Source organism: Calothrix sp. CCY 0018 (assembly GCF_963920925.1).
GTDB lineage: Bacteria > Cyanobacteriota > Cyanobacteriia > Cyanobacteriales > Nostocaceae > Rivularia.
Map to the genome: position 1 here is coordinate 14,802 of NZ_CAWUDI010000010.1, position 22,674 is coordinate 37,475.

General features: G+C 37.4%; 15 protein-coding genes. 6 read left to right on the top strand and 9 right to left on the bottom strand.

Annotated elements, in window-relative coordinates:
- Positions 1 to 619 precede the first annotated feature (619 nt).
- The 3 genes from ACM03V_RS09420 to dusB all read left to right on the top strand — a co-directional run bounded on the left by ACM03V_RS09420 (position 620) and on the right by dusB (position 6,603).
- Positions 620 to 4,318 carry an MFS transporter gene (locus tag ACM03V_RS09420; protein WP_414620508.1) on the top strand — a complete coding sequence of 1,233 codons (3,699 nt, stop codon included), beginning with the start codon at positions 620 to 622 and terminating at the stop codon, positions 4,316 to 4,318.
- Positions 4,319 to 4,531: 213 nt separating this feature from the next.
- Positions 4,532 to 5,353, top strand: coding sequence for an Rpn family recombination-promoting nuclease/putative transposase (locus ACM03V_RS09425; protein WP_414620509.1), 822 nt, complete (start codon positions 4,532 to 4,534; stop codon positions 5,351 to 5,353).
- Positions 5,354 to 5,580: 227 nt separating this feature from the next.
- Positions 5,581 to 6,603, top strand: a complete 1,023-nt coding sequence (gene dusB / locus ACM03V_RS09430) for a tRNA dihydrouridine synthase DusB (protein ID WP_414620510.1) — start codon at positions 5,581 to 5,583, stop codon at positions 6,601 to 6,603.
- An 89-nt stretch (positions 6,604 to 6,692) separates the two neighbouring features.
- Here dusB and ACM03V_RS09435 read toward each other — a convergent pair whose 3' ends face one another.
- The 6 genes from ACM03V_RS09435 to ACM03V_RS09460 form a co-directional block, all read right to left on the bottom strand.
- Entirely contained in the window at positions 6,693 to 7,763 is a 1,071-nt protein-coding gene (locus tag ACM03V_RS09435; RefSeq protein ID WP_414620511.1) for a J domain-containing protein, read from the bottom strand.
- A gap of 215 nt (positions 7,764 to 7,978) precedes the next feature.
- A complete protein-coding gene (locus tag ACM03V_RS09440; RefSeq protein WP_414620512.1) occupies positions 7,979 to 8,206 on the bottom strand; it encodes a hypothetical protein in 228 nt (75 codons plus the stop codon).
- 872 nt (positions 8,207 to 9,078) lie between these two features.
- Positions 9,079 to 9,798 carry a Crp/Fnr family transcriptional regulator gene (locus ACM03V_RS09445; RefSeq protein ID WP_414620513.1) on the bottom strand — a complete coding sequence of 240 codons (720 nt, stop codon included), beginning with the start codon at positions 9,796 to 9,798 and terminating at the stop codon, positions 9,079 to 9,081.
- Between the two features lie 353 nt (positions 9,799 to 10,151).
- Positions 10,152 to 10,862, bottom strand: coding sequence for a Crp/Fnr family transcriptional regulator (locus ACM03V_RS09450; RefSeq protein ID WP_414620514.1), 711 nt, complete (start codon positions 10,860 to 10,862; stop codon positions 10,152 to 10,154).
- 316 nt (positions 10,863 to 11,178) lie between these two features.
- A complete protein-coding gene (locus ACM03V_RS09455) occupies positions 11,179 to 12,351 on the bottom strand; it encodes a low temperature requirement protein A (protein WP_414620515.1) in 1,173 nt (390 codons plus the stop codon).
- A gap of 228 nt (positions 12,352 to 12,579) precedes the next feature.
- Complete coding sequence (locus tag ACM03V_RS09460) at positions 12,580 to 14,160, bottom strand: MFS transporter (protein WP_414620516.1); 1,581 nt, start codon at positions 14,158 to 14,160, stop codon at positions 12,580 to 12,582.
- 302 nt (positions 14,161 to 14,462) lie between these two features.
- Here ACM03V_RS09460 and ACM03V_RS09465 point away from each other — a divergent pair, with 302 nt between their 5' ends.
- Positions 14,463 to 14,600 (top strand): hypothetical protein, encoded by a 138-nt coding sequence (locus tag ACM03V_RS09465; RefSeq protein WP_414620517.1) that lies wholly within the window; start codon positions 14,463 to 14,465, stop codon positions 14,598 to 14,600.
- Between the two features lie 517 nt (positions 14,601 to 15,117).
- Here the strand turns inward: ACM03V_RS09465 and ACM03V_RS09470 are convergent.
- The gene (locus tag ACM03V_RS09470) at positions 15,118 to 16,254 is read right to left on the bottom strand and encodes an ISAs1 family transposase (RefSeq protein WP_414620518.1); all 1,137 of its coding nucleotides are present in this window, start codon (positions 16,252 to 16,254) and stop codon (positions 15,118 to 15,120) included.
- An 829-nt stretch (positions 16,255 to 17,083) separates the two neighbouring features.
- On the opposite strand from ACM03V_RS09470, the gene ACM03V_RS09475 reads away from it, so the two are divergent.
- A complete protein-coding gene (locus tag ACM03V_RS09475; protein WP_414620519.1) occupies positions 17,084 to 18,418 on the top strand; it encodes an efflux RND transporter periplasmic adaptor subunit in 1,335 nt (444 codons plus the stop codon).
- A gap of 8 nt (positions 18,419 to 18,426) precedes the next feature.
- Here ACM03V_RS09475 and ACM03V_RS09480 read toward each other — a convergent pair whose 3' ends face one another.
- Positions 18,427 to 18,582: a hypothetical protein gene (locus ACM03V_RS09480; protein WP_414620520.1), complete on the bottom strand. Its 156-nt coding sequence runs from the start codon at positions 18,580 to 18,582 to the stop codon at positions 18,427 to 18,429.
- Positions 18,583 to 19,002: 420 nt separating this feature from the next.
- Here ACM03V_RS09480 and ACM03V_RS09485 point away from each other — a divergent pair, with 420 nt between their 5' ends.
- Positions 19,003 to 19,476, top strand: coding sequence for a hypothetical protein (locus ACM03V_RS09485; protein ID WP_414620521.1), 474 nt, complete (start codon positions 19,003 to 19,005; stop codon positions 19,474 to 19,476).
- A gap of 117 nt (positions 19,477 to 19,593) precedes the next feature.
- On the opposite strand, the gene ACM03V_RS09490 is transcribed toward ACM03V_RS09485, so the two are convergent.
- Positions 19,594 to 22,299: a family 10 glycosylhydrolase gene (locus ACM03V_RS09490; RefSeq protein WP_414620522.1), complete on the bottom strand. Its 2,706-nt coding sequence runs from the start codon at positions 22,297 to 22,299 to the stop codon at positions 19,594 to 19,596.
- Between the last annotated feature and the right edge of the window lie 375 nt (positions 22,300 to 22,674).

The window sequence follows — 22,674 nt, forward strand, 5'->3', positions numbered from 1 at the left end:
GCATTTATTGAGCATTGAGCCACTGGCTATCCTATTTACACTGTTATATATACTGAGCCTGTGCAGCCAGTGAATGAAGGGTGGTTTCCCGAACCCGTGAATGGACGGTTGTGCAACAATCAGGTGTTGAAGGCTCAATCAGTGTTTGCTTGTACAATGACTAATGTATGAGAATTAATACTATGAGTAATTCGGGTGAACCGTAATATTAATGTGGTGTTTGCCGTCTTTTTGCTAAAAAAAGCAATTATTTATTAGTTCTATCGCTAAAAATCTAATTAAAAACTATTTTTTTACCCATTGTTAACTCTATTTTTAATTAGAAGTAAAGCAACTGGCAATATCTATTTGAAGAGTAATGATTTTTTCTAAAGCTATTGGGAAGAAATTTGATTTGAACTTGAGATACTAGATATAAGTTATACCGACTTTCAAATTAACTCGAAACTTTGCAATAGTTAAAGATTATTTTTCCTACTTAAAATCTAGTACTTTCGATATCAACATAATATTTCTTTGGGAAGTAAAAGGTATGGTATCTGCTAGCTAGCGTTGGAATAGGCTGTTTCAAATCAACAAATAGCAGCCTGTAGAAAAGCTAGATAAAGGACTTTCCCGAATGTTCCCAATCACAAATATTGTTGAAAACTACTGGTTAATAGGACAAGCGCCAATAATCACAGAAGGATATGTAACTCCTCAAGAAGCATCGCTGATTTTTTCAGGGCCGCAATTTTTAGTTGCTTTAGCCTCTGGAATCGTAATGGCGATCGCCTTTCAATTACTGCTGACTAATTTCTCAATCGCTATCGGAATTTCATCGTTAGGAGAGTGGGATTCTGACGATGACGATACTGACACGGTAGGTGGAACTGTTAAGAAGGTAGAAGCGAAAGTCGGTATTTGGGCATTAATTACCGCGACGATAGCTTTATTTATCGCTAGCTTTTTGGCGGTGAAGTTAAGTTTAATCGAAAGTACGCTTTTAGGCGGAATTATTGGTGTAGTAATTTGGTCTACATACTTTTCGCTGATTGCTTGGCTGGGTTCGTCGGCTGCTGGCTCGCTAATTGGTTCGCTCTTGAGTACTGCCAGTTCTGGCGTGCAAGGTATTATCGGTACGGCGACAGGTGCTTTAGGTGCCAATGCTGCCAAAAATCAAATGGTTTCTACCGCAGAAGATATTACCGCCGCAGTTCGTCGGGAGTTAACTTCTGGGATTAATACAGATAGTATTAAAAATACTGTAGAAACTTCTTTGGGGTCTGTAAATTTACCCAATCTTAATTTAAACGAAATTCGCGGTCAATTTGATCGGGTTCTTCAAGATAGCAATTTAAAATCTCTTGCTAATAGCAATTTATTACAAAGCGTCAACCGCGATACTTTTATTAACTTAATTAGCAATCGGACAGATTTTTCCCAACAGGATATTAACAAAGTTGCAGATCAACTCGAAGCAGCTTGGACTCAAGCTGTAGGAAGTCAAAATCCGACGCAGCAAGTCATGGATTTGATTGAAAAATCTACTCCCGAACAATTAAATTCAGAAGATTTAGGTTCGCAGCTGGAGAAACAACTAGCAGGAGTTGCAGCAACTGGCGGTACTGGTTTATTAATGCAACAAGCGCTTAAATATGGCTTGGGTGCAGCGGTTCCGGCTGTGATGAAGAATGTTCATTTATCCGATTTGGATATTGATAAAATCAAACCTCAGTTGCAAAAGCTCAAGGAAAAAACTCCCGAAATCGATATTGATAAGATTAGCCAGCAGTTGCAAAATCTTAAGGAACAAGCTACTCAGAAAATATCTCAAGCATCTGCTAATAACAATCCCATTAAGGAAGATGTGGAAGGATATATTCTTAATTCTTTCCCTTGGCATTTCAACCGTTTAACCCTCAAGGATGAATTTAAAGAAGCCATTTACGATACCGATGCAGATCCCAAACAAGTTAAACAGCGGTTAGAGGAAATTGATCAAGACTATTTAACCGATTTACTCAAGCAGCGGGAAGACTTGAGCGAAGCTAGGGTAAAAGAAATCGTCGGACAAATGGAAGAAGTTCGTAACGAAGTTTTACAAACTGTAAACGAAGCAACATCGCAAAATCTCCGCAGTCAAATTGAAGATTATCTTAGTTCCACAAGTAAAGATGAACTCAACCCCGAAGCAGTTAAACGCGATTTTAGCCAACTGCTAGAAGATTCCGAAGCCAGCTTTGAAGAATTGAGCGATCGCCTTTCAAATTTTGACCGCAACAATTTGGTAGAAGTGCTTTCTAAGCGTGACGATATCAGCCAAGAAGAAGCCGATAACATAGTCAATCAACTTGAAGGTACCCGCGATGAAGTTTTAAATAAAGCTCAAGAATTGCAGCAGCAAGCGGAAAATAAAACCAACGAATTACGCGAAAAAGTAGAAAACTATCTGCTTAAAACCAATAAAGACGAACTCAACCCCGAAGGAATCAAACGCGAATTCAAGACACTTATAGACGATCCAGAAGTCGGAGCTAAACAGTTACGTAAAAGGCTTTCGCAATTCGATCGCGATACGTTAGTTCAGCTACTTTCTCAGCGCGACGATTTGAGCGAAGAAGAAATCAACAAAAACATTGACCAATTATTGTCTGTACGCAATAACGTCTTGCAAGCACCGCGAAAAGTTGCAGGTAAAGCTAAACAGCAATACGAAAAAACAGTACAATCTATCTCAGAGTATTTACGCAACACTGAAAAAGAAGAACTCAACCCCGAAGGAATCAAGCGCGATTTACAAAAACTGCTTGACGATCCAAAAACAGGAGCTTCAGCAATAGGCGATCGCCTTTCCCAAATAGATAGAGAAACCTTGGTAAAATTGCTTTCTCAACGCGACGATTTGAGTGAAGAGAAAATCAACCAAGTAATTGACGATGTACAAGACTCAATCAGCGACATTGTAAAAGCACCTCGTCGTTTAGCAAAGCGTACCGGCGAAAAAGCTAGAAGTTTCCAAAGCCAAATCGAAGAATATTTGCGTAACACCGACAAAGAAGAACTTAATCCCGAAGAAATCAAACACGATTTACAAAAACTGCTTGAAGATCCAAACACAGGAGCTTCAGCGATACAGCAACGCTTCTCTCAAGTAGACAGAGAAACATTAGTTAAATTGCTTTCTCAACGCGACGATTTGAGTGAAGAGAAAATTAACCAAGTAATTGACGACGTACAAGACTCAATTAGCGATATCGTAAAAGCACCTCGTCGTTTAGCAAAGCGTACCGGCGAAAAAGTTGCCAGCTTCCAAAGCCAAATCGAAGAATATTTACGCAATACCGACAAAGAAGAACTTAACCCCGAAGGAATCAAACGCGATTTACAAAAACTGCTTGACGATCCAAAAACAGGAGCTTCAGCAATAGGCGATCGCCTTTCTCAGATGGATAGAGAAACCTTAGTTAAATTGCTTTCTCAACGCGACGATTTGAGTGAAGAAAAAGTCAACCAGGTAATCGACAACGTACAAAACACAATTAACGACATCGTAAAAGCACCGAGTCGTTTAGCAAAGCGTACCAACGAACAAGTTGCCAACTTCCAAGCCAACATAGAAGAATATTTACGCAACACCGACAAAGAAGAACTTAATCCCGAAGGAATCAAACGCGACTTACAATTACTATTGCAAGATCCACGCGCCGGAATCGCAATACTAGGCGATCGCGTTTCTCAGTTTGATCGTTCCACATTAGTTTCGGTACTTTCGCAAAGAGAAGATATTTCCGAGGAAGAAGCCAATCGGATTGCAGATCAAATCGAATCCACTAGAGACTCAATTGTGCAACAGTATCAGCAGGTGCAGCAACAGGTGCAATCTGCGGTTGACGGCAGTTTAAATAAAATTCGTAATTACCTCAACTCTTTGGAGCGTCCAGAGCTAAATTACGAAGGAATTAAACAAGACTTTACAAAGCTATTTGACGACCCACAAATGGGCGTTGAAGCATTACGCAGTCGTTTATCAGAATTTGACAGAGATAGCTTAATTGCCGTACTAAGTTCCCGCGATGATATTTCCCAAAAAGATGCAAACCGCATAGTAAATCAAATTGAATCAGCCAGAGATAGCGTCTTAGAAAGAGGAGAGCGCATCCAGAAAGAAACCAAGAAAAGATTAAAAGCCGTTAAAAAACAAGCTAAAAAACAAGCCAAAGATGCCAAAGGAGCCGCAGCAAGTGCCGCATGGTGGTTATTTGGTGCAGCCTTGGCATCACTTGCAGCAAGTGCTGTAGCCGGAGTATTAGCCGTCAGAAGCATATATTGGTGGTAGTCGTTTAATCTTGAATTGAATCACAAACCCGGTTTTTTTTATTGAAAAGCCGGGTTTTTCTATATCTCAAATTCTTATTATAGCCCCCCTTAAAAAGGGGGGTTGGGGGGATCTAACGTGTGATATAAAAGAATTTTTGAGAATTAACTTTAATATTACAAACAACAGCGCGATAAAATCCTTTAAGCGCCAAATTATTACCATTTCATCAGCGTGAAAACAGATAGCATCTTCTACCGGCTTTTTAAAGAATTCCCCAGCATCTTTTTTGAATTAATCGGCAATTCACCACAAACAGCAAATGATTACGAATTCTCTTCCGTTGAAATTAAACAAACAGCATTCCGAATCGATGGAGTTTTTCTTCCCAAACAACAAGAAGAAAACCCAATTTATTTTGTAGAAGTCCAATTTCAAACCGACGAAGAAATTTATTTAAGGTTATTTTCAGAAATATCTTTATACCTCCGGCAAAACAAACCTAAAAATCCTTGGCGAGGAATAGTCATTTATCCCAGTCGTAATGTAGATACAGCAGATATCAATCACTACAGCGAATTTTTTGCAAGCGGACGAGTTACCAGAATTTATCTAGATGAATTAGGAGAAACAGCATCATTACCAGTAGGAATTGCTACCATAAAACTAATAATTGAAGATCGAAATACTGCCATTGTTGCCGCAAGAGATTTGATAGCTAGAACCCAGCAAGAAATCAACATCCAACAGCAGCAAAGGCAGTTATTAGAATTGATAGAGACAATATTAGTTTATAAATTCCCCAAGATGAATAGAAAGGAGATTGAAGCGATGTTTGGATTAAGCGACTTGAAACAAACCCGAGTTTATCAAGAAGGAGTAGAGGAAGGAAAACAAGAAGGAAAGCAAGAAGGAAAGCAAGAGGGGCGTGTAGAATTACAGATTGAATCTATACCTAGATTATTAAAGTTGGGTTTAAGTATAGAACAAATCGCCCAAGGTTTAGATTTGGATTTAGAACAAGTTAGAAGACAAGTAGAAAATCAAGATAAATAAAATTAGGACTTACGCAGCGATGATCCACACCCTGGGGGTGAAAACATAAAATATAGCGTTCCACCAGATATTAAGATCCCCCCAACCCCCCTTAAAAAGGGGGGCTTTGCGTCATTTATTTAGTCCACGGAGGTGGACTTTGCTTGTGTAGTAGCGGTTTCAACCGCCAATTATTTACAATCCCCCATGCCCAATCCCCAATCCCCAATCCCCAATCCCCAATTCCCATGCTTTCCCCCGCACTAAAAACAAAACTTTCAACTCCTTTAAAAATTGGCTCGGTGGAAGTCAACAGCCGAGTTTTACAATCACCTTTATCCGGCGTTACCGATTTAGTATTTCGCCGTTTGGTACGTCGCTATGCACCTGATTCGATGATGTATACCGAGATGGTTCACGCTTCGGGTTTGGCTCACGTCAAGCAGTTACCCAAGGTAATGGATGTTGATATAAATGAACGTCCAATAAGTATTCAATTATTTGATTGTCGTCCGGATTTTCTTGCCCAAGCTGCTCAAAAAGCCGTCAAAGAAGGTGCCGATACTATCGATATTAATATGGGCTGTCCGGTAAATAAAGTGACAAGAAAAGGCGGGGGTTCTTCACTTTTAAGACAGCCAGAAGTCGCCGAAGCAATAGTAAAAGAAGTTGTTAATGCAGTAGATATTCCTGTTACAGTAAAAACTCGCATTGGTTGGGATGATGCGGAAATTACTATTATCGATTTTGCAAAACGAATGCAGGATGCAGGAGCGCAAATGATTACTATTCACGGACGTACTCGCGCTCAAGGATACAATGGTAACGCTCGCTGGGAATGGATTGCTCACGTTAAAAAAGTGCTTGATATTCCGGTTATAGCTAATGGAGATATTTTTTCTGTTGAATCAGCTATTAAGTGTTTGGAATTAACTGGTGCTGATGGGGTAATGTGTTCGCGTGGTACTTTGGGCTATCCGTTTTTAGTCGGAGAAATCGATTATTTTCTTAAAACAGGAGAAAAGTTACCTTCAGCAACAGTTATTCAGCGTTTGGAATGCGCTAAAGAACATTTAAAAGCTTTGTGGGAATATAAGGGAAATAGAGGAATTTATCAAGCACGAAAACATATGGCTTGGTATGCCAAAGGTTTTGAAGGTGCTGCTGAATTACGACAGCAGTTTAATACAGTTGAAACGGTGGTTGATGGGGAAGCTTTGATTGATGAAGCAATTGAAAATTTGGCAAAAAATAATTTGTTAATCGCGTGAAAATTATTTTGTTGACATCCCAAACCTTTAGCGCTAAAGCACTTACTAAAAACCTTATTGCCCGTTCCCTGTTCCCTATTTTCAAATCTCTAAAAAGCTCCAAATTCTTCAAATTCACCCAGCATTTCCTCAAAAATCTCATCAACTATTTGTTGATTTCTTTGTAAAACAGGAGGGCCACCAAGAAATTGTTTAATTGTAATTTTCTTATCTCTAAAATCTTTCACGAAGTTACATATTGAAGAAATTACTTCGATTTCAGATTCTACTTGTTCGACGGTTTGAGAAATCGGATCTATTCCTCCTTTAACGGCTTTTCTATAACCTGAAACCATTTGTCCTTCGTTCGTATTCTTCGCTAATCGCAACTCGCTTTTTAAATTTTCATACTGAGTTTTAAGAAATTCGTTATGCTGTTCTAATTTATTACATTGTCTGGTTAAGTCATCCTCACTGTTAATTGAAAATGATTCTTCTACCTGATGCAATCTTTCAATTTCTAATAATTTGGCTAAATCACCTTCTTGATAGGCTTTATTAATTTCTTTCATGATTTCTGTATGGTGCATCTGGATATCACTATCTTTTACTTTGTCGGGGTGAAATATCTCAGCTAACCTTAGAAATATTTGACGGATTTTCTTGGATTCACTACTTCTTGTCGCAGAAGAAAAATCAGGTTGTGTTTGTTGATATTCTTGTTCGGAATCCCCAAAGCTATCTCTATTTTCATTCCCCGACTCGGAGAAATCACTTTCTTCTTCCTCTCCCTCAAAAAAATCTTCTGGGAAATCATCTTCTATCGAACTTAGTTTGACGCTGATTATTCCGGCAACTTGAAGGCTACGATAAACTTGCTCAATATTTTTTCTAGTTTGCTTGCCTAACTTTCGTGCAGTCAAAATTTGATCAAATAGTGAATGTATTTCCTCATCCAGAGATGCCATTTTTTGGAAGCAAGGAGTGCATCTACCGTGTATTTCTGTTGCCACAGCACGCATCTGTTCGAGAAAGTTCTTCTGCTCGGTGCGTTTTTTCTTAATTTGCTTGAGTAACCACTGATGTTCTTTTTCTAAGGTTTCCAGACGAATATGGAAAGATGATAGAGCAAGTGAGGTTGCTGGTGAAAACGTAGATGGGGATGAAACTTGTGTAGACATAAAAAATATGGGTTTGTTCCAGGCTAATGTACCAATTAGAACTGCATTCAGGAAAGTAGTTACTTCCTGATGGCTACCAAACTTCTAATAATCTACTACTTTTTGCCATTTTATCAACGCAGGTTAGTAAGTAATTAAGCAGAAAAATTTTTATATTTACTACTCAGTTATATAGCTGCTGCCCGTTGCCCGTTGCCTGTTCCCTTACAAAAATTTCAGCCCCAACGTTGTTTAAGTCCTGAATATACACTAATCAGTTCAATCTCTGATTCCTTTAAAGATAATAATAAAGGTTCTCTACTATTACTAAAAGGATTATTGATTAATCTAATTATCCAACGCCTCGCTTTATCTTCTGGAGCCTCAACTATACCGTGAAATTTTAATGCGTATTTGGGGTATAGTATTTTAACTAAGCTTCCTATTTCAATTATCTCTACCATTTTCAAACTTGCTTGATAGTGGATTTATTTAAAAGAAGTTTTGTATTTATTTATTTGTATTTATTTTTTTACTATTTTGCGTTCGGGAACCAACTTGCTGAAGCTTGTTGCAATTCAGTCAAATTATATTCAGATTTCCAGCCACAATGGAAACATTGGAATCCAAATGTACGATTTGTGATATATTCACGATACTTTATTCTTACAGAACCGCAACAGGGGCAGATTCCCATAAGTACCAGCGATTTTAACTCTTTTACTGTTTGTTGTTGTTTTTCAAACATATACTTAATCCTTTGTATTTTGAAGTGAACTAAGCTATTTACTTTTAAAGTTTTACAAATAACTGTGCAACTTAATTACTGTATCGATATAAATATATATTGTAGCTTTTCGCAAATCATTTGCAATAAAGGTTGAAAAAAATCAGTTTAAACTAGTTTTTATTCCAACTTATTATATATCTATATTAATTTTAAGATAATTACTTGATCTTTTTTCTGAAAATTATTATTAATATTATTGTGCAAAGTAAATAACTTATTTTTGCTTTTTATAATTACGATTCATTGAAAAAAATAAAAAACTTATTCTCACCCTGTTATTTACTGGCTATTCTTTGAATTACCATACAGCAAAGCTAGAAACGATAAATTTATTACTCATCGAAGATACAACAATTTTTAATGAGCAACAAAAACATTCCTTTTCTCAATGCTCAAAGAATAAATAAAAATAAAGGAAATACTTTCAGAGATTTAACTTTCAATCAACTTGATTGTTCGTACTGAACAATCCGCATCAAAGCTTCCTATTATATTTAAAATTGCCATAATATTAATTCCTCGTCTGTACGTTATCGTACTTACTTCTTAAGTTTGTTTCGGTTTGAGCAAGCGAGTATACTCATTTTTTATGACTCTATAGCATTCGCAGGCTGTAGCATTTAGAGCTTCTCGATCTAGAATACTAATTTTACCACGGGTATAACAAATCATTCCCGCTCGTTGAAGTGTGCCTGCTGCAACAGTTACACCCGAACGACGAGTACCTAACATTTGAGAGATAAATTCTTGGGTAAGATGTAATTCATTTTTCATCACGCAATCTTGCGTTGTCAGCAGCCAGCGAGCAAGTCTTTCTTCAATATTATGTTGTCTATTGCACGCAGCGTTTTGTGAAGCTTGGGTGAGTAATGCTTGCGTATAAAGTAACAAAAGTCTTTGCAGTTCCCCACCCTTATCAAACTCGCTTTTTAATATATTGCCGTTAAGCTTTAGTGCAGTACCCTCAATTTGAACTATGGCACGGCTCGTAGTCGAATTACCTCCTAAAAATACGGGTAAACCCACCAACCCTTCTTTACCTACCAAGCTTATTTCTGTTGTGGAACCGTTTTCCATTATTGAAACTAAAGAAATCATCGCCAAAGTAGGGAAATAAACTTCTGTCATTTTTTCCCCTGGTTCCCATAAGACTTCTCCGGAGGTTAAGTAAACATATTCTAAATGAGAAACTAACCGTTGATAATCCTCTGAAGGTAAAGCTGCTAGCAATTGATTGACTATTGCACCACTAATATCGTCCGACATATGAAAGAACACAATCTTCTTAATTGAGTCGTATTTGTAAAAATATCTAACGACACAAGAAGAATAAAAATATCTAAGTCATGTCTAAAGGCATTTTTACATTGAATTGCCTACCATATCAACACAGCAATAATATCAATATCAATGTTCAAAAAGAATTCCATAGCTGGATTGTTGGATTTATCGAAGCCTCATAAGCTTGCTACAACGAATAGAACCTAGAATCAAAAATGGGATTACTTCTGCTGACACCGTATATCTGTAAACAAAAGAATACCTCTATCCCAGGAAAAAACAGTACGATATCGTACATAGAGTTGGGAAAGTTTAAGAAAATATAAAAATTTCACAATTCAGATGTCACGACTCAAGCGATTGAACTCATTCTGGATTAACCCATAGCATTCGCAGGCTGCTTGCTCAAGTTCATTTCTCTTCAAAATAGTAATTTGTCCCCTGCTATAGCTAATCAACCCTGCTTTCTGAAGTGTTCCCGCCGCTTCTGCAACGCTAGCGCGACGTACTCCGAGCATTTCGGAGATAAATTTTTGGGTGAGCGGTAACTCTGGCTTATTTACACAATCATTTACAAAAAGCAGCCAACGAGCAAGTCTTTCCTCAATCAGATGATGCGATTTACAAGCAGTTATTTGCGATACTTGGGTTAATCTTGCTTGAGTGTACAGTAAGAGCTTTGTTTGTAATTGTTTTTCTCTTTCAAATTCGCTTTTAACTATCGAGGCATCCATTTTTACAGCATTACCTTCTACCTGCACGATCGCACGATTTGTAGCAATATTTCCTCCTAAAAATGTAGGAAGCCCTATCATTCCTTCAGTACCTACTAAACCGATTTCTGTAGTTGAACCATCTTTCATAACCGAAACTAAAGAAATCATTGCTCCTAAAGGAAAATACACTTCTTTTATCAACTGTTTCGGTTCATAAATAATTTGCCCTAAAACCAAATTGACAGGCTCTAAATAAGGAATAAGACGCTTGTATTCTCCAGGGGGTAAAGCCATCAGTAGTTGATTAGCCGATATTTGAGGCGAATCAAACATAGGGTAATAAAATCTCTTCTTGTTAACGTTTTACTCAGGCAAAGCCAATATTACTTTCTTATAAAATTATTAAAGGAATATTCTGTTTAGATAACCATCTACCTTATTTAAAAATAAGTTACGCTTTTCTTGATTGAATAACACTTTTCCAATAATTAGAACCTACCTCTAATAAGATATAGTACGTTACGATTATTTTAAAGCTCATAATGTTTTTTTAATAAACAAGAATAAGTATTATTTATAGTGGCGATAACTAATACTTGTATTCTGTACAAAATTTAGATAATTTGAAGTAAAGCCTTATCTTCTAATATCAATCTTTGGCTGTAGATAATTCACCGCTTTGATATAAATCTTCTAACACTTGAGTTGCACAAACGAAAGCTACCAATCCAATTATTGCGATAGGCTGTAAACTTATCCCAACTACAGCCAGAAATATCAAAATTGCAGCAGCACCAAGTCTGTACTTTGCTCTTACTTTGCATCGAAATATCAACCCGGTTCGATGGAGAATGCTTAAACTTAGCATACACATGGCTACTCCACCACAGATCAGCCAGCGATATGGAGTTGGTAGCGCTTGATTTACATTGCTCATTATTACTTTTTCCACACCAACTCCTGTAGTAGCAAGTCCAATTACTAACGGTAAATGTCCGTAAAGCCAAACTTGAATTAATCCTAATTTTCTATCAACATTAGCACTTAAAATAGAGCCGCTAACATTTTCAAAATAAATCCACCACAAACTAAAAGCAATACTAAACCCAAACACCGCAGAAATTGCGCTTTGTGTGTCCCATTTTTGTTCAGAAACTCCATGTACAACGGCAATGATTGCTTCACCCAAAACAATAATTGTAAACAGTCCAAAACGTTCCGGTAAATGTTCGGGATGGGGAAGTAAAGCAACTTGAAAACGTTTTGCAGTGATTCCGGTAATGAAGTCTACAGCTAAACCCAATCCCCAAAGTACAAAACGTATAGGAATTGGGATAAAAGCTGATATTAACCACAAAATCGCAGCAATAGAGAAACCAAAACAGTAATATTTAGCTAAACCTCTGGCTTCCGGAATATGTTTAATGACTCGCAGGTATTCTAAAACTAGGGTAAATCTTGTTACAGCATAAGCAATTGCAAAACCAGCAGAACTTTCGCTTAAACCATGATGAATATTAACAGCAAGAGCCGCCACTGCCAGCATTTGTAAACCAGTTAATAGCCGATGTTTAATATCATCGCTATCAAATCGATTTGCATAAAATGTAGTTCCAATCCATGCCCACCATACTGGTACAAATAAAAATACAAACCCAAGAAAACCTTTTAGAGAAGTATCTTCATATAGATAATGGGCAATTTGCGAAACAGCAACTACATAAACCAAATCGTAAAAAAGTTCTAACCAAGTAGCATGACGGTGTTCGTCTGCTGCTTCTTCACCTATACGTAAACGGGGAACTTGCAACCAGCCTTTCATATTAATAATTAGTAATTAGGAATAAAAATAAATATCTCATCAGTATCCGGCGGTTGAAACCGCTACTACACAAACAAAGTCCACCTCCGTGGACTAATCAATTATTTAACCCGCGCAGGCGGGTTTTGCTTGTGTAGCCGCGACTTATAGTCGCCAGGTGAAGTATATAACTTGACTTTTCTGAATCCAAAATTAAATTGTTTCAATCTACTACCAATTACCGATTACCTACAAAACTTTCTGTCGCTTATTATTAATAGTTAATAATGCAATTACAGCACTAGCAACTGAAGCAGCTGCGGCAATAAACATGATTAAACGAAAACTATCTACATAGGAAAGTGCAATTGCTTTTTCTATTGCATTTGTTAACTCATTGCTTATATTATCTGGAACTTTTGCGGCAGCTAAATTTATTCTTTCTGTCGCTAAGGCTTGCCTCACTTGAAATGGTACGTTTAACTTTGCCAAACGTCGATCTAAACTAAAATTAAAAGTATTGAAAACAAAGATATTAAAAATAGCGATCGCTAATAATCCAGCGGTACGAGAAACGGCGTTGTTGACTCCGGAAGCAACACCAACTTGACGCTTTCTCACCGAACCCATAACGGTTGTTGTTAAAGGAGCAACGCTAATTGACATTCCCAATCCTAATACTACAATAGCGGGAAAAAATGTTATCCAATAACTACCGCCGATTCCGGGTATTGCAAAGAGGATAAAACCAACTGCTGCGATTATTGGCCCTACCACCAAAGGTAACTTAGCATCGTAGCGATTAACTAGATTACCAGACCATCGCGACAAAAAGAACATCAGCAGAATAAATGGTAAAAACACCGCACCAGCAGCCATCGGAGAGTAACCTTGAACCTGAATTAAATTGAAAGGAACAAAATAGAAAACTCCTCCCAAAGCTGAATATAGTAATAATGTCAGTAAATTAGCACCCAAAAAGGTACGGGATTGAAATAAAGATAAAGGCATCATCGGGCTATAGATATTGGCTTCTACAAAAACAAACGCACCCAAAATAATTATTCCAAATACCGTGCTGCCGATCGCTAAAGGATGAAAAAGTCCTAAAGCAGAAGATTCAATTAATCCAAAAACTGAGCTTCCCAAACCCAAAGTTGCCAGCGTTGCTCCCCAATGATCCAATCGGGTAAACTCACTATCGCGACTTTCGGGAATGTGACTAAATAAAATTGATAGGATTGCGATCGCGAACGGTACATTAATAAAAAATATCCATCTCCAAGATAGATTTTCTATCAGCCAACCACCTAAAATTGGACCAAAAGCCGAAGTTATAGCTGTAAAACCCGACCAAGTACCAATAGCTTTGCCGCGCTCGGAATCGATAAAAGAAGCACTTATAATCGCCAAACTTCCGGGAACCAATAATGCACCTCCAACTCCTTGAAAAGCACGAGCAACTATTAGTTGATTGATATTAGGCGATAAAGCACACCATCCAGAAGCAACAGCAAATAAAGTAACTCCACAAGCATAAATCAATCTTCTGCCAAATCTATCTCCTAAAGAGCCACCTACTAAAATTAAAGCAGCTAGAAACAAAGCATAAGATTCAACTACCCACTGTACTTGAGTAGCGTTTGCATTCAAAGATTTTTGCAGTACTGGCAGCGCTACATTGACAACAGTGCCATCAATCATTGCCATACTCGAACCCAGTATAGTCGCCACTAGTACCCAGCGTTCGGTAGTGCGAGAACAAGAAGTAGAGCATCGTTTAGCATTGATGACTCCGGTATCACATGGCGATTTAACAATGTTTGACATTTCAAGCACTAACGCGACTGTCAAAATTCTACCGGACTTTGTTAATTTTTCTCTATTAAATATAAAATAGTCATTTTGTCAATTATCTTTTTGTCGATTTTGAATATATTCTTAGAGATATACTGGAGATATCTAAGCTTGCATAAGTCCGATTTTTTATAATTAACAAAAAAGCATTTTTAAGCAAGCAGAATCTAACGATTTTGTACTAAAATAAATTTAAGGTAGAAACGCTTTTAAATGATTAAATCAGAAGCGTTTCTACTTGTTAAGAATGTTTGCTTTATCTATTAACCGTAAAAATGGCTGAAAAATCCGACCGTCAAAAGCGAATTATGGAGCATCTTGCTCGCAGTACAAACGATTTTATTAAACCTAAAATTAATTCTGTTGAGAGACAGCAGCGAATTTTAGAGCATGTTCGTATGACTAAAGGTTAAATTGATTTCAAGGTGGGAGATTCCCGCCTTTTTTTATGCTAATTTGTAATATTTAATTGTTTTTTTATTATCAAAATTATTATCGTTTACGCAAAGCCCTGCCTAAAAAAGGGGGTTGCGCTTGCATAAATTCTTTAAAATTCACATCTTGCACCCCGAATTCGTCTTTGCCCTAATTCTCGCCTTGTAAGCCGGAGGCTTTCTCGCAGAGAAATAAATTGATGCGGCTAATAAACAAAGTACGTTAAAACGCACTATAATCACCTCAAAGTTCTACCTAGTACCGCTTGGCGGAAGTAAGAAGTCAGGGCAAACGCATCTAAAATTGAGCTAGGTGCGGCGTAGCCGCACCAGCGCGGGCAAGCGATGGTAGAAATCAGCCCATAACCCATAATTTAGCCTCAACAAAAATAGGAGTATTAAATAATACAAAGTAATCTGGAAACTAGGCAGTGAATACCAGTAGATATAATCATCTAAAATAACTAAAAATATAATTTTAATTAAAATGAATCGATTAACAACTTAATCCTAAAACTTTCGCAAGATAGTTATCATCCATAGCAGCTAAAAATTGTTTATTTTTAATTCCAAGCTTTTTACTTTTTTCTTGACCTAAAAGATTAACTGCAATGTGACGGAGGACAGCAAAATTTTGCGGTGCATTATCTTTCCTAATTCTACAACCATCTTCATTTAACGCTACATCTAATATCCAATGCAATGAATTTTCAATACCCCAATGGCTGCGAACTGAGTCTCCAAACTTTTTTGCATCCAAATTTAAACTACTAATATAATAGCGAGTTTCAACAGTTGTTTTACCGTTCTCAGTTCTAACTGATTCAACCATACCTATACTGTTTAATTTGCTCCATTTATGATCTGAATCAATTCGATTAGAGATATTAGAAAGCATTAAATAATTACGTATCTCTTCGCGTCCATGACCTAACTCACGAGTGCTGTAATGACTTGCATACTCGCCTTTATTACGTTTTGATATTGCTTCTTTAAATAGTAATTCCGTACTTTCATAGAGGCTTTTTTGGTTCTTTTTTAGTGAAATTATATAATCTCCATCTTTTTGTGATATAAGATTAACTATTTCTTTTTGACATCCGATTGCGTCAATTGTGACGATACAACCAGCAATATCTAACATTTTTATCAATTCTGGTATCGCTGTAATTTCATTCGATTTCTTATCAACTTTTATTTGACCTAAAACTAATTTAGTGCTTGTTGCCCAAGCACTTACCATGTTAATCGCACGATTTCCAGTTTTCTTATCATATGAATGTTTTAAGCTTTTACCATCGATCGCAATCACTTCACCATCCGTTACAATTGCAACTGATTTTATCCAGTAGGAGAAACATTCCTGAAATTTTTCTGGATTAATAAGAGCAAATACTCTTGCAAATGTATCATGTGATGGGATTCCGTTTGGCAGTTTTAAAAAACGTTTTAACCACTCTTGTTTTGCTTGTCCATATGTTTCAATTGCTACCCAAGATTCAGCCCCACAAATTACTGCACAAATCGCAATCGTGATTACATCAATTAACTGATGCCGCTTTGTACGCTCAATTCTAGGGTCTTCAAGATCCACAAAATAATCGCTAATTGTCTGCTTTGGTTTCAGTTTCACTATTTACCACTCCGCACCCATCCTAATTTTTTTAAGCTACCACAGATTGACAGAGCAGCAGTCCTCCCAGAGGGCGATCGCACGGACGGTGCTGAGTGCAGCTACGCTGCACCAGCACCTTTTAAATTAAGATGCGTTTGCCCTGAGTAAGAAGTAAGAAGTAAGAAGTAAGAAGTTTGATTTTCTAAGCTTTTCAGCCATTTTTAATGGTTGCCTTATTTAAGCCGTGGTGTACTAGTCTGATTTATCAGACTTTGTATATCAGCCTGGGAATTTATTCCAAGGCGGTTGTGAAGCCCAACTGAGAATATTGCAAGATGTCTGAATAATCAGAGTTTGCTTATAAGAGAGGGGAATTTATTCCAAGGCAATATTGAGAATGGTGCAAAACGTGAATCAAAAGATACTTTAAAAAATAATATTTTAACTAAAAACACTTTCTTTGTTGGATAACTTTTACAGTATTTACTTAAGGCAAAGAGCTTTCTGTTACATTAATGTCTTTTGGGGAAAGCTTATAGTCATACAAAAGATTCAATTTTTACAAAATAAATTGTTTTAATAATTACTTTTGATAAGTTTACTATTTAAACGAAAATAAATTTAAGATTTTAGATAAAATAAGTTTAATCAAAATAGTTAATATATTGCTTTAGTTGAGGTCAGGAATGGTTTCATACCATTTTGCTAATAGTTTATATCTATTATTCTGTTTTAATTATACATCTATATACCGATTAGCTCAGTAATTATCTCTAAAAAATAATTTATTCGTAAATTCAATCTTTATTATCCGAACGCTTCAGTTATCATAATTTCTCTACAAGCCATGAAACCCTCTGAATCCCAAACCGAAAGTCAAGAAAATAGCTCTTTAAAATCTAGACAATCGCCACGATGGACGCAACGTTTAATCTTGATACTGATACCAGTAGCTTTAACTATTGGTGGAGTCGCAGTACTTTTTAATTTGCTCGCTCGCGAAAAGAAATCACCTTCAAATATTACCGTACAACAAGCACCGCGCACCGTTAAACTAGCCGATGTACAAGCAAGTCAAATAAAAGAAAGCTCGGAGTTTATTGCCAGTTTACAATCATTAAACTCCGAGAGTCTGCAAGCAAAAACTCAAGGTAAAGTATCACAAATTTTTGTAAAAAAAGGAAGCCAAATTACAGCGCAAGCTCCATTACTACAAATTGACTCTAACAATCGAGATGCTGTTAATAATAGCAGTAGTGGTAATAGCGCAATACAAGCAAAGCAACTACAGCTACAAAATGCTCGTACCCAGCTTCAAGAGTTAAAAGTTCAACAATTATCGAAGCTGCAAAATTTGAGATTGAGTCAAGAAACTTACGAAAAATATTCTAATTTAGCTGCACAAGGTGCCGTATCCAAACAAACCAAAAATCAATACGCTGAGAAACTTAACGCTGAAAAACTCGAATTTAATAATTTAGGTGCCAAAATACAAGCACAGCAAGCAACTGTATCTAGTTTAGAAAAAGCATTACAGCAAGCACAATTAAAAACTACAAATAACCTTCCTGCACCACAGACACCACAGAAGCAGCAGTACAAAATTAATGCTCCCTTCAAAGGTACGGTAGCAGATATTTCAGTGAAAATTGGAGATTTAGTAAACCCTTCAAGTAGAGTTGCTACGGTTACTCAAAATCAACCTTTAGAAGTTGATATTCCAGTTTCCCTTGAACATAAATCGCAGCTACGTAAGGGAATGGCAGTAGAAATCATCAACTCCCAAGCTGAAAATATAGGCACGGGTAAAATATTCTTTATTTCCCCAGAAGTTAATCAAAATACCCGCACTATATTAGTAAAAGCATTATTTGACAATAAAGAAGAAAAAATGCAAGCGGGACAATTTGCTAAAGCGAGAATTAATTGGAATCAGCATTCCGGTTTATTAATTCCTACTACAGCAGTATTTCGTATAGCTGGGGAAGCTTTTGTATATGTAGCGGAAAAAGTAAACTCTACAACAGCAACCTCAACCCTAGTCGCCAAACAAAAACAGGTTAAGCTAGGTAAAATTGTAAATAATAAATATCAAGTCATTGCAGGATTGCAGCCAGGAGAAAAGGTTGTTATTTCCAAATTATTGAACATCAAAAATGGTGATGTTTTGATAGTTAAATAATTGCAATTTTACTCAGTTGCACCTTTACGTACAAAAAGTGCAAGAGTTCCAAGTATTAGAAGAGCGACTCCCCACCAAAGAGAATCACCGGGAAGAACTTTTAGTATAAGCGTAGTTATTCCAGAACTCAGCAGCGACCATCCAATTGTTGATTGATTACCCATTGAATTATTTTCCTTACATTACTTACTGTTCCAAGATTAATTATTCATTTTGGAAAAATAATCTACTAAAAGCATTAGAACAGAACTGGTCTAAAGTCGTATTTTCTACAGTTTATACTCAGCCTTGTAAATTATGTTGATATTTAAGCTATGGTCGTTTGTTTCTTAAAAATCTATTGTGTAAGCATTTTCATTTGAACTAGCTTTACCAATCTTTATTATCTAAATATCTCTAAGTACCGTTTTTAAAGAAATGGCGAGTAGTTCAATATATAATACGGTAATAATTTATATTGGCAGATTTAGACCACTTAGGTTATATTATTCAACCTATGCCGGTGCATCCCTCAAATCTGTCTGCTAGAGGTTGCCCAAACACCAAAACCATATATCATACAGATAAATTAACAGAAATTAACAATGGTAGAACCTCCAATTAAAAAATCCGATCGCCAACCAAAACCGGATCAAGGCAGTTCTGAAACTAAGAGTTCTGAAACTAAGAGCTTTACTCCTCCGGTCAAATCAGAAGGCAGTTCTGAAAAAAAGAGTTTTACTCCTCCGGTAAAATCAGAAGGCAGTTCTGAAACTAAGAGCTTTACTCCTCCGGTAAAATCAGATCGTAAAGATAGAGACAGCGATAGAGATAACAATAGAGGTGGAGGCAGAGGTAAAGGTAGAGGTAAAAAATCATCTGAAAGAGATGAAATCAAGGCTCCAGTTAGTCTTGCATTAGCACGCCCACCCAAGCCAAGCAAACCTCCTGTTAAGGTTGAACCTGAACCAGAAGAAGTTTCAGAAACTGTTGCAGAAGAATCTCAAGATTCCCATGAAGAAGCACCAGAAGTTGTTGCAGAATCTCAAGATTCCGGTGAACAGCAAAACAATTCATAGTTTGTGCTTTTAGTTGCAAAAGGGGAAATGGGTAATAGGTAATAGGTAATAGGTAATTGGGAAAAATTCAATTACCAATTCGCAATTACCAATTCCCAACTCCTAACTCCTAACTTTTCACTTCTTCACACGCTCCCCAAACTGGATTAATCTTTCAATCATTGCCAGACGATTTTCCCAGACTCCTACTTGATAGGGGTTATCTAAAGCATTTTGCTGCATTAATGTTCTAAATTGAAATTGGAATCTAATTAATGATGCTTTGGTTGTTTGTAAATTAGCTGGCGATGGAGATTTTGCCAGCTGATTTAAAGCGTTTTCTAATACTTCTGCTTGACTGTTGAATTCGGAAATTCTGCTAGCAGACATTTTTAGTTGCTTATTTTGTAATGTAAATTTCCATTCTTTTTGTAGGGAAGCATAGCGCAAAGCAGCAGTTTTGTATGGTTGGCGGTAGGGAATCGGTTCGCGTTCGGTACTACCTTGAGTACTGCTGAAAATTTGCTGTAGCTGTTGATTTTGTAAGTTTTCGGCAGCGAATAATGCATAACCACCTACTTGTAAATCCCTGATTAATTGTACTTGGTCAAATGCTCCTAAAGTCGGTAAATTTAAGAGACGAATTCCGGGAACTAACAAGGTAGATCCTAGTTTTTTCGATAGAATCCAGGGCTGTGCTAATCTGCTGAAAGTTGGAGTATCTAAAGCGTAAGTCATGGGAACTATTAAGTCGATATCGCCTCGTTGTGCCCAAACTTCCCAATGTTGCTGTAATTTACTAATTCTTTCTTGTTCCGGTAGAGGAAATACCGCCACAGACATAATTAAATCGGGTTTCTTTTGTCGCATTTTTTGCGAAACTTGAGCGACAAAGCTATCTATTTGCTGAGTACGAAAAGCCGTCCAATTTTGCCACATATCCCCTTGACTCGGCGAAATTGACAGTGGATCGATTCCATAACGCTGTTGAAATTGCGATCGCGCTGCTTTACCATAACCATAGCTGCGGTTTCGTTGATGATCTTGAAAGGGATAGCGAATGTAGTCTAAATGTAAGCCGTCTACGTTGTAACGGGTAACAATTTCTTCGTACTGATTTAATAAATACTGTCGTAATTGCGGATTTGCAGGGTCAAAAAACGGTTTATTTTGACCTTCAGGAATCATCTTTCCCTGGCGATCGTAACCAGCCCAATCGGGATGAGCGGCAAGTACTGGACCGGGATAGTTGGAGTCAATACCCAATATTGTATTATGTCGCTGGTTTCCTGCTGCAAAAACCCATACCCAAGCGTGTAATTCCATACCTCGGTCGTGGGCTAATTTGACGGCGGATTTTAATGGGTCCCAGTTACGAGTTAAAGGATTTTGCTGAGGTGCAACTTGACTGGGATAAACTGTATAACCTGCATTTACTGTTTCAAAAAATACCGTATTGATTCCGGCTTGCGAAAGTCGATCAAAAACTTGGGCTAATCCTTGCTCGTTTTTAGCTTTAACAATAGTTCCTCGATCGAGCCAAATTGCTCGAATTTCTGGTTGAGCAAACCTTTGATTTACTGGAAAGTGATTCCACAAAGAATTTTTTGCAGCTAACCATTGTTTGCGAGCTTCAACGTATTTTCTATTCGCTACTAACTGCGGTAGTTGTTGGACAACTTCTTTTGCTTGCGATACCGCTTGCTGGCTGTTGAAAGCTAACGCTCCGGGTTGACTGGATGCAAATTGTGCGGGTTGAGCTTTTGCGGTTTGAGTACTTCCGTTATTTATCGCTGCAACTGCTAGATTTGCGCTTTCTACTCGACCAATTAATTTTAGTAATTCTTGCTGTAGTACTAGTGTTTCATTACGGCTTATTGGTTTACGGGAATTAGGTTCAATATCAAGACGTACCTCATCCTGCAAATTATCTATTGCTTCATCGGATAGCTCATCGGAACGTTTGAAGTTGATATTAGGAGAAGAATTATCGGGAATGACGGCAGTAATATTAAAGGAAGTAGAATTTCTATTTATTTGTGTCAGGGTATTGGAATTTGTCGCAGGTGTTTGGGCAACAGCAGAGTTATTACATTCAGTTGCACCACCTGGAATACTTTTAACGGCATCCGGCGAACTTGCGTGTCGGTTTAAAGCAGCTTGTAACCAAGCACTATCTAAACTAGGATTTGCAGCGCTATCAACTCCCCATCTCCAGCCAAAAAAAGTAGATCGTGAGGTAGCTAAAACGGCTGCGGAATTATCTTGATTCCATAGTGCAGCAGCTTGAGTAGTAGAGTTAGGAACCACTACACCACCACGCACTTCTCCGATTAAATTTTTATTATCGGCCCATCGCTGCAACTTATCTTGAGAAGGCTGAAGTTTCTGCGGTGAATCAAAACTAAATCCCCAGTAACCCCCCAAAAGGGTTTTAATTAATTCACGTACCCCCGGAGCAGATAAACTTCCCACGGGGCCACTTGCAATTACCTTTCCACCTTTATCTACCCATTCTTCCAAACTAATTGCTTGTGATGGCGTTAATGTTTCTACATTAGGTAAAAGTAGCACCGAGCGGCTTCCCCAATCAGCAGTATTTCTAATGCTATTTAAAGGAATCACGCAGTAATTAACCCCAGCTTGTTCAAGACGAGTAGTTATACCCTTCCACTGGTTAGCATTTTCGGGGCTTTGAATAACGCTGATAACAGGTTCAGTTGCCGCCGTAGCAGGCAAAATATTAAATAAACTACAAACTAAAAACTGGCATTTTACAAAAAATAATCCAGTTTGAATAGATTTTAATTTAACTTTTCTAATTCCTTTAACCTGGTTTGCCACTATTTATTCCCTAATTTGATTTTGAATTTTAACAACGGATGCTTTTGTTTTACGGAAAGCTCGCAAGGTGTAGATTGTCTTCCCCCTGAACTTTCCAAGACAGATTTTAGATTTTGAAGACACTGTATTGCTAAGGAACACCACAGTTTAAGAAAGTACATGGGATTTTACGGAAATTTTGCGGTGATATGGAAACCCGCAAAACACAGTGGCTCTCCATATTAGTGGAATGCCTTCCCGTAAAATACAACTATTATAGTTTTTGGTATTTGGTATAAATCCTAGCAAAAGCTGCTCGCGATCGCGGTGCGGCTCAGGTGCAGTTTACACAAAGTACTGCGAGCGCGTCTCCGTCAGAAGATACCTACAAAGGGA

Coding starts and splice junctions, on each gene's coding strand:
- ACM03V_RS09475 (WP_414620519.1), top strand. CDS start 17,084: ATGAAACCCTCTGAATCCCAAACCGAAAGTCAAGAAAATAGCTCTTTA.
- ACM03V_RS09480 (WP_414620520.1), bottom strand. CDS start 18,582: ATGGGTAATCAATCAACAATTGGATGGTCGCTGCTGAGTTCTGGAATA.
- ACM03V_RS09455 (WP_414620515.1), bottom strand. CDS start 12,351: ATGAAAGGCTGGTTGCAAGTTCCCCGTTTACGTATAGGTGAAGAAGCA.
- ACM03V_RS09435 (WP_414620511.1), bottom strand. CDS start 7,763: ATGTCTACACAAGTTTCATCCCCATCTACGTTTTCACCAGCAACCTCA.
- ACM03V_RS09450 (WP_414620514.1), bottom strand. CDS start 10,862: ATGTTTGATTCGCCTCAAATATCGGCTAATCAACTACTGATGGCTTTA.
- ACM03V_RS09420 (WP_414620508.1), top strand. CDS start 620: ATGTTCCCAATCACAAATATTGTTGAAAACTACTGGTTAATAGGACAA.
- ACM03V_RS09465 (WP_414620517.1), top strand. CDS start 14,463: ATGGCTGAAAAATCCGACCGTCAAAAGCGAATTATGGAGCATCTTGCT.
- ACM03V_RS09460 (WP_414620516.1), bottom strand. CDS start 14,160: ATGTCAAACATTGTTAAATCGCCATGTGATACCGGAGTCATCAATGCT.
- ACM03V_RS09485 (WP_414620521.1), top strand. CDS start 19,003: ATGGTAGAACCTCCAATTAAAAAATCCGATCGCCAACCAAAACCGGAT.
- dusB (WP_414620510.1), top strand. CDS start 5,581: ATGCTTTCCCCCGCACTAAAAACAAAACTTTCAACTCCTTTAAAAATT.
- ACM03V_RS09445 (WP_414620513.1), bottom strand. CDS start 9,798: ATGTCGGACGATATTAGTGGTGCAATAGTCAATCAATTGCTAGCAGCT.
- ACM03V_RS09440 (WP_414620512.1), bottom strand. CDS start 8,206: ATGGTAGAGATAATTGAAATAGGAAGCTTAGTTAAAATACTATACCCC.